This window comes from Thermoflexus sp. (assembly GCF_042408365.1).
Lineage (GTDB): Bacteria > Chloroflexota > Anaerolineae > Thermoflexales > Thermoflexaceae > Thermoflexus.
The window spans coordinates 1-6,816 of record NZ_JBHOQJ010000006.1 but is presented as its reverse complement, the minus strand read 5'-3'; the positions used below and the strand labels follow the sequence as shown (position 1 = coordinate 6,816).

Genomic DNA, 6,816 nt, shown 5'->3' with positions numbered 1-6,816 from the left:
TCGCCTGGAGCCGCGCTTGGTGATCCGTCAGGCCGCCCGGGCCATCGAGCTCGTTCGGGAGGCCACCGGGGTCGATCTCACGGAGGGCTTCCGTCGGGCCCTGGCCCTGGCCCGGAGCGAGCGAACGGGCAAAACCGGAGCTCAGATTTTCGATGAGATCTGGGCGGCTCGGCCGGAAGCCCGCCCTGCCGCTTGAGAAGAAGCCAGTTTTCCCTCCCCCCGGGCGGTAAATCGGCCCAGGGAGAGGGAACAGGGGGTGGAGCCATCCCCCTCGTCGCGGAGTCCCTTCGAGGGGAGCTTGCCCCTATGGAAAGAGGCGACTACCCCGTGCGCTCCGGACAGGGATCGGGGGGACGATCCAAGTCAGAGGCGATTTTCAGATCCAAGATGGGGGAGCCATCCAGGGCGTCCAGGCCCTGCACGCGCACCACATTGCCCTCAATGGCGAGCACCCGCACCCCCGTGAGCCCGATGGGGTTCGGCCGATATTGGGATCGTGTGGCGAAGACCCCTTTCATCGGTTTGGTGTGATCGCCTCGGGGGTGAACTTTCAAGCGGGATTCTGTCACCCGGTCCAGGACGTAAATGACCATCAGGATGTCACCCGGTTGCAGACCCTCCAGCCCCTCAACGAATTCCGGGTCAAGGACGAGCTCGCTCTCCTCCTGGCGCATCACATCCGCTTCCGTCCATTCCGTGAAGCGGCTTCGCACATATCCGATCGATCGGAACATCCATTCTTTGCGATCCATCCCATGACCTCAGCATGCAGATTGTCCAGTGCGGGCCACGCCTGCATCACTGGGCGCGCATCTGGAATGGCCTGTCCAGGGGATATTTTATCCCTCTCGCGGGTTCCGAATGGCGTAATCCCTGCTGGGAATTTCAATCAGAGGAAGCGGCGGAGTTGTTCCGGAGACAGGTTTCCTCCGCTCAGGATCAGCGCGATGGTCCGTCCACGGATCCGGTCCCGCCACCGCAAGGCGGCCGCCAGTGGGGCTGCCCCCGCGGGCTCCGCCAGCGTCTTCGCCTTCTCCAGATAGATCCGCACCCCTTCGATCAGCTCCTCATCGTCAACGAGTATGAAGTCATCCAACTTCTCCCACAGGATCCTCTGGGGCAGCATGAACGGTCGGCGGGTGGCCAGTCCCTCTGCCATGGTCTCCATCGGGGCCTCCATCCAACGCCGATGGCGCCACGTCAGATATGCGGCTGGTGCCCGGGCGGATTGAACACCGATGACCTGGATCTCCGGGTTCAAGGTCTTGGCCACCAGACACGCCCCCGCCGCGCCGCTCCCCCCGCCCACCGGCACGAAGATCATCTCAACATCCGGTTGCTCTTCTAAGATCTCCAAGGTCTCTGTAGCGACCCCGGCAATCAAATCCGGCTCATCGCCGGAAGAGATGTAGCGGAGGCCTTCCTCTGATGCCATGTGTTCACAGTAAGAGCGGGCGTCATCGAAATCCCGGCCGTAGGTTCGGATCTCGGCGCCGTAATTTCGAATGGCCTCGATCTTCACGGGGTTGGCGTTTTGGGGGACCACGATGACGGCCCGCACCCCGAAGAGGGCCGCGGCGTAGGCGATGGACTGGCCATGATTGCCGGTGGAGGCGGTGATCACCCCCCGGGCCCGCTCCTCAGGAGAGAGGCGGGACATCAGATACACACCGCCTCGAACTTTAAAGGCCCCAATGGGTTGGAAGTTCTCATGCTTGACGTACACCCGCGCCCCGAGCAGTCGATCCAAAGCCGGATATCGGTATAAGGGCGTGCGAGGGAGGAACGCCTGTAGGACCTGACGGGCCCGCAACACGTCCACGAAAGTCGGTAAGGGCCATTCGCTCATCTCCACCTCCCGTAGGATGTGAGGGCCTGATCTCCATCGCTTGAACCTTCCCTTCTGCCCCCCTCCTGTTCTGCCCTTGGGGAAAACCGCTACAGCCGCTGCCTCCTCCTACCGTAGACACGGTTATTAAAGCACTTTCTTCCCCGCAGGTGCGAATGTTCGGTGGATCCGAAAACGATTCTCGTTTTCGGGAAGCTGGCCGGTCAGCACCGCCACGAGGTGCCGCGCGGCCTGAGGAGCGCTTTCGATCCCATAGCCGTTATCCCCCGTGTGCACGTAGAGCCCCTCGACCTCCGGGCAGGATCCGATCAACGGCTTCCCATCCGGCGTGCACGTGTATTGACCGGCGGCGACGGATACTCGGTCCCGGGTGAGCCGGGCGGCCACCTCACGGAAAAACGGCGTCAGCCGGGCGGCGCCCTCCAGGGCCCGCGCCGGGAACAACGGATCGGCGGGGACCGGGTCCTGGGGCTCGCCGGGAGGCTCCGGGAGCCCCCAGCCCAGGAAAGCGCCTCCCGTCTCCGGCCGCCAGTATACGCCGGTGTCATCGTCCGCAACCATGGGGGCGTCGGGAGGAATGGCGGGATCGGCGACGAAGGCCCGCTGGCGCCGAAGCAGAAAGAGGGGAAGATCCACCCCGACGGTGGCTGCCAGACGCCTGGAGAAGGGCCCTGCCGCGATCACCACGCGCGGCGCGGCGATGAAGCCCCGGGAGGTCTCCACCCCGATGACCCGTCCGCCGGCCACAGCGATCCGAAAGGCCTCCGTCTCCACGAGAAATGAGGCGCCGCTCGCCCGGGCGTAGCCGTAAACCACTTCGTGTGGAGAAAGCCAGCCATCCCGCGCCCGGAACGTGGCAGCGGTCACCTCGGGGGAGAGCCACGGGAAACGCCGCCGGGCCTCCTCACCGGTCCAGAGCTCGGTATCGGTGATCCCCAGGCGCCGTTGCCCTTCGACCCATCGTCGAAACCGTTCAAGGCCTTGGGGATCTGTGGTGGCGAATAACCATCCCTGCTGGCGGAGGCCAATGGTGTAACCAGGGATCCCGATCTCATCGGCGAAATGCTCATAGGTGGCGATGCTCGGAACCATCAAATAGGCGAAATCGGGATCGTCCCACTGGGCGCGGAAACAGGCGACAGCCACGGCCGTGGTGAGCGCTCCCAGCCATGGCTTTCGCTCGACCACGACAGTTCGGAGGCCCGCCCGAGCGGCGTAGAAAGCCGCTGCCGTCCCAGCGATCCCTCCGCCAATGATCACCAGATCGGCTGTCCGAGGGAATTCCGTGGGGGCCATTCGCTTCCTCCACATCGTATATTCCCAAAACGAAAGTGGGAGAAGCACCAGGCTGATTGTGAAAGGGTCCGAGCTTTCCAAGGTGGGATTCAGAACGATATTATAGGAATGATGGAGGCGTTCCGCCTTGCCCTTGCAGGTGCTGTAACGCCTGTCGGTTGAGAGAGTGCCCCAATGCCCAGCTCGTTCGACCGCTCGGACTTGGCGGAGAGAATGGTGGGCTCCCTCACTTGGGTGGAAGTGGACTTGAATGCGATCGCCGACAACACTCGCGCCATCAAGCGGTGGGTGGGCGATCGGGTGGAGGTCATCGCCGTGGTGAAGGCCAACGCCTATGGCCATGGTGCCGTCCCCGTCGCTCGTGCAGCCCTCGCGGCTGGCGCCTCCCGCCTGGCGGTCCATCGCCTCACGGAGGGCGTAGCCCTCCGCGAGGCAGGCATTGAGGCGCCCATCTTGGTGATGGCTCCTCTCTTGCCCGAAGAGGCGGCCGAGATTGTTCGCTGGCGGCTGACCCCGACGCTATCAACCGTGGAGGCGGCGCAAGCGCTGGATGGCGCTGCCCGCGGGGCCGGGTGCGTGATACCGGTCCACGTGGAAGTCGATACCGGGATGGGGCGGGCAGGGGTTCTCCCGGAGGAGGCAGTGGCCCTGGCCCAGGCGCTGCGGGGCATGGACGGCCTTGCCCTGGAGGGCCTCTACACCCACTTCGCCACCGCCGATGAGAGCGACCCATCTTTCGCCATGCGACAGCTGCGCCGATTTGAGGAGGTCATCGCCGCCTTGGAATCGTCCGGCATCCGGGTTCCCATACGTCATGCCGCGAACAGCGCGGCGGCGATGCGCTTCCGCGCCGCTCACTTCGAGGCCGTGCGCCCAGGGCTTGCCCTCTATGGGATGCGACCTTCGCTGGAATGGGAACCGCCTTTCCCGTTACGCCCGGCCCTTTCCTGGAAGAGCCGGGTCATCCGGGTGTGGTCCATCGCCCCTGGGGAATCCGTAGGATACGGCCGGACGTTTATCGCCGATCGAGAACGCCGCATGGCTCTGGTTCCTGTCGGCTATGGGGATGGATATCTTCGCGCGCTCTCGAACCGGGGGAAGGTCCTGATCCGGGGCGGCCTGGCCCCTGTGCGCGGCCGGGTCAGCATGGATCAGATCGTGGTCGAGGTCACGGATATCCCGGATGTGAAAATCGGGGACGAGGTCGTGATCCTGGGTCGCCAGGGGGAAAACGAAATCCGCGCGGAGGACATCGCGACGTGGGCGGGCACGATCAATTATGAGATCACTACCCAGATCTCCCCGCGCGTTCCCCGGATCTACCGATCCGGTGAGGCCGGCTAGGAGAGGGAGTTCAGGGGCCCAAAGGTCCGAGTTCACAAACCATCCGGAGGGTTCAAGGATTTGGGGGAGAGCTTCCCGCGCATTCTCAGCTTTCATCTACGCTTCCCGGATCGTGAGCGCGCCCATCCGATCATGGTGGGTGCCGGTCTGGTCGATCGGTGCGGGACGCTTCTGAAGGAAGCGGGTCTGGGCGGCACGGCCGCTCTGGTGAGCGATACCATTGTGGGAACCTATTACGGGGAACGGATCCAGCGCTCCTTGGAGGAAGCCGGGTTCACGGTCCTGCCGCTCTTGTTGCCGCCGGGGGAAACCACCAAAACCCTCAATACCGCCGCCGAGCTCTATCGTCACCTGGCCCAAGGGGGGGTCGGACGGGATGGGGTGCTGATCGGCTTGGGGGGAGGGGTGGTGCTGGACCTGGCCGGTTTCGTTGCCGCCACGTATATGCGGGGGATCGCCTTTGTCAGCATCCCCACCACCCTCCTGGCCATGGTCGACGCTGCGATTGGTGGGAAGACAGGGGTGGACTTACCGGAAGGCAAAAACCTGGTTGGCGCTTTTTATCCCCCACATCTCCTTCTGATCGATCCCACGGCTCTGAACACGCTTCCACCCGCCGAGTGGCGCAACGGCATGGCGGAGGTCGTTAAAGCCGCCTTGATCGGGGACCCGGGGTTATGGCAGCAATTGGTCGACAACCCGGCCCGCTGGGCAACAAAGCCCGGGGAGGAGGCGCTTCTCACGCTGCTCTCCCGGTCGATCGCGGTGAAGATCCAGATTGTGGAGCACGATCCCCTGGAGACCCGAGGGGAGCGGGAGTGGTTGAACCTGGGTCACACCTTCGGCCATGCCTTTGAGCGGATCAGCGGCTATCAGGTCCCTCACGGGGAGGCGGTCGCTGCCGGTTTGGTTGCGGCAGCTGTCCTCTCGGGCCGGCTTGGCCTTCTGGAGGAATCCGAGCTCCCGGAACAGCTGGAGCGGGTGCTGCGCGGGCTCGGTCTTCCCACCCGCTGGCGGATCTGGCTGGCCCAACGCGGCGTTGAGGCGACGCCGGAGGAGGTGATCGCGGCGATGGGGACGGACAAAAAGCGTCGTGGGGGGCGCCTGCGCTTGGTTCTGATCCATCGACCCGGCCTCGTGCGAACCTATTCCGACGTGCCGTACGAACCGATCCTCCAGGCCCTGGAGGAGACGGCAGTCTAGAGGGCATAGGACCTGCTGCAGGGCAGAGGATCCCCTGAACGGAGCGGGTGACGGCTTATGGACTATGAGGCGTTCGCAGCGTTCTACGATCGCTTCTTTGGGGACTTCCTGGAGGATCTGCCCTTCTATCAGGGCTACGCTGAGCGGGCGGGCTCGCCGTTGTTGGAGGTGGGCTGTGGTACCGGGCGCCTGACCGTTCCCCTGGCGGAGGCGGGCTTCCAGATCACCGGCCTGGATGCCTCAGCCGCGATGCTGACCCGCGCCCGGGCGCGGGCGGAACGGACGGGGGTGTCCGACCGCATCACCTGGATCCATCAGGATGCGACTCGGGGGATCCCTGGGGGACCTTACGTGATGGCCTTTATCCCTCTGAACACTTTCTTACATTTCGACTCTGTGGAGGCCCAGCGGGCGGTTCTCCAGCATCTGCGGCGCGTGCTGGAACCTGGTGGGCTTCTGCTCATGGATTGCTTGAACCCGGATGCGGCGTTGCTGGAGGAGAGTGGACAGCTTTTCCTGCGAAGCTGGCAAGAGGATGCGGAAAGCGGAAAGATCCTCCTCTGGTTTGAAGCGCGGCGGGTTGATGCGGCGGCTCAGCGTTTAGAGGTGATGTTTCTGGTTGAGGAGCGCGAGCCCAACGGGACATGGCGGCGCTGGGCTTTCCCAAGCCGAATGCGTTTCGTGTGGCCAGGGGAGCTCCGGCTGTTGCTGGAGAGCTGCGGTTTCACCATAGAGGCAATGTTTGGCGCCTATGATCTCACTCCCTATCGGGAGGATAGCCCGCAGATGCTGGTTGTCGCCCGGCGCATCCATTGAACCGTTCCGTGACTCGTCGTCATCTATTTCACCCCGAAGGGTTCCACAGATGACCGGTCCCTTCCTGCTTCATCGACCGGGTGCTCGTAGACCAGGGCCCAGGGCCTGTTCCGCCGCAGAGCCGATCTCCACAGGCGTCACTTCCCGCGGAACTCGCGGTAGGGCCCTTCCGGGCGGCCAACCCGTATTGCCTCAAGTTCAGCGCGGCATTGAGGTCCCGGTCGATCTCCAACCCGCACCTCGCACACCGAAACACGCGCACCGACAGGGGCATCTTCGGCCCCACCCACCCACACCCCGAGCCACGC

At 64.2% G+C, this 6,816-nt stretch carries 8 protein-coding genes; 4 read left to right on the top strand and 4 right to left on the bottom strand.

Translation table 11 applies throughout. From position 1 onward, the window contains the following. A partial coding sequence (locus ACFMO5_RS00190; protein ID WP_376790754.1) for a DUF3536 domain-containing protein occupies positions 1 to 196 on the top strand: 196 nt, incomplete at its 5' end. A 124-nt stretch (positions 197 to 320) separates the two neighbouring features. On the opposite strand, the gene tsaA is transcribed toward ACFMO5_RS00190, so the two are convergent. From tsaA to ACFMO5_RS00175, 3 genes are all read right to left on the bottom strand, one after another. Next, entirely contained in the window at positions 321 to 752 is a 432-nt protein-coding gene (gene tsaA, locus ACFMO5_RS00185; protein ID WP_376790753.1) for a tRNA (N6-threonylcarbamoyladenosine(37)-N6)-methyltransferase TrmO, read from the bottom strand. Between the two features lie 137 nt (positions 753 to 889). After that, entirely contained in the window at positions 890 to 1,849 is a 960-nt protein-coding gene (locus ACFMO5_RS00180; protein ID WP_376790752.1) for a threonine/serine dehydratase, read from the bottom strand. 126 nt (positions 1,850 to 1,975) lie between these two features. Further along, positions 1,976 to 3,145: an NAD(P)/FAD-dependent oxidoreductase gene (locus tag ACFMO5_RS00175; protein WP_376790751.1), complete on the bottom strand. Its 1,170-nt coding sequence runs from the start codon at positions 3,143 to 3,145 to the stop codon at positions 1,976 to 1,978. Between the two features lie 216 nt (positions 3,146 to 3,361). Here ACFMO5_RS00175 and alr point away from each other — a divergent pair, with 216 nt between their 5' ends. From alr to ACFMO5_RS00160, 3 genes are read left to right on the top strand one after another with little or no spacing between them, the layout of a single operon-like run. Next, positions 3,362 to 4,489, top strand: a complete 1,128-nt coding sequence (gene alr, locus ACFMO5_RS00170; protein WP_376790750.1) for an alanine racemase — start codon at positions 3,362 to 3,364, stop codon at positions 4,487 to 4,489. A gap of 60 nt (positions 4,490 to 4,549) precedes the next feature. Further along, positions 4,550 to 5,692 carry a 3-dehydroquinate synthase gene (aroB, locus tag ACFMO5_RS00165; protein WP_376790749.1) on the top strand — a complete coding sequence of 381 codons (1,143 nt, stop codon included), beginning with the start codon at positions 4,550 to 4,552 and terminating at the stop codon, positions 5,690 to 5,692. Between the two features lie 57 nt (positions 5,693 to 5,749). Beyond that, a complete protein-coding gene (locus ACFMO5_RS00160; protein WP_376790748.1) occupies positions 5,750 to 6,508 on the top strand; it encodes a class I SAM-dependent methyltransferase in 759 nt (252 codons plus the stop codon). 28 nt (positions 6,509 to 6,536) lie between these two features. On the opposite strand, the gene ACFMO5_RS00155 is transcribed toward ACFMO5_RS00160, so the two are convergent. Then, positions 6,537 to 6,816, bottom strand: a 280-nt coding sequence (locus ACFMO5_RS00155) for a zinc ribbon domain-containing protein (protein WP_376790747.1), incomplete at its 5' end; no start/stop codon positions are given.

Excerpts from the sequence above, each read along its gene's own strand:
- ACFMO5_RS00175 (WP_376790751.1), bottom strand. The coding sequence starts at position 3,145 with ATGGCCCCCACGGAATTCCCTCGGACAGCCGATCTGGTGATCATTGGC.
- ACFMO5_RS00180 (WP_376790752.1), bottom strand. The coding sequence starts at position 1,849 with ATGAGCGAATGGCCCTTACCGACTTTCGTGGACGTGTTGCGGGCCCGT.
- tsaA (WP_376790753.1), bottom strand. The coding sequence starts at position 752 with ATGGATCGCAAAGAATGGATGTTCCGATCGATCGGATATGTGCGAAGC.
- ACFMO5_RS00160 (WP_376790748.1), top strand. The coding sequence starts at position 5,750 with ATGGACTATGAGGCGTTCGCAGCGTTCTACGATCGCTTCTTTGGGGAC.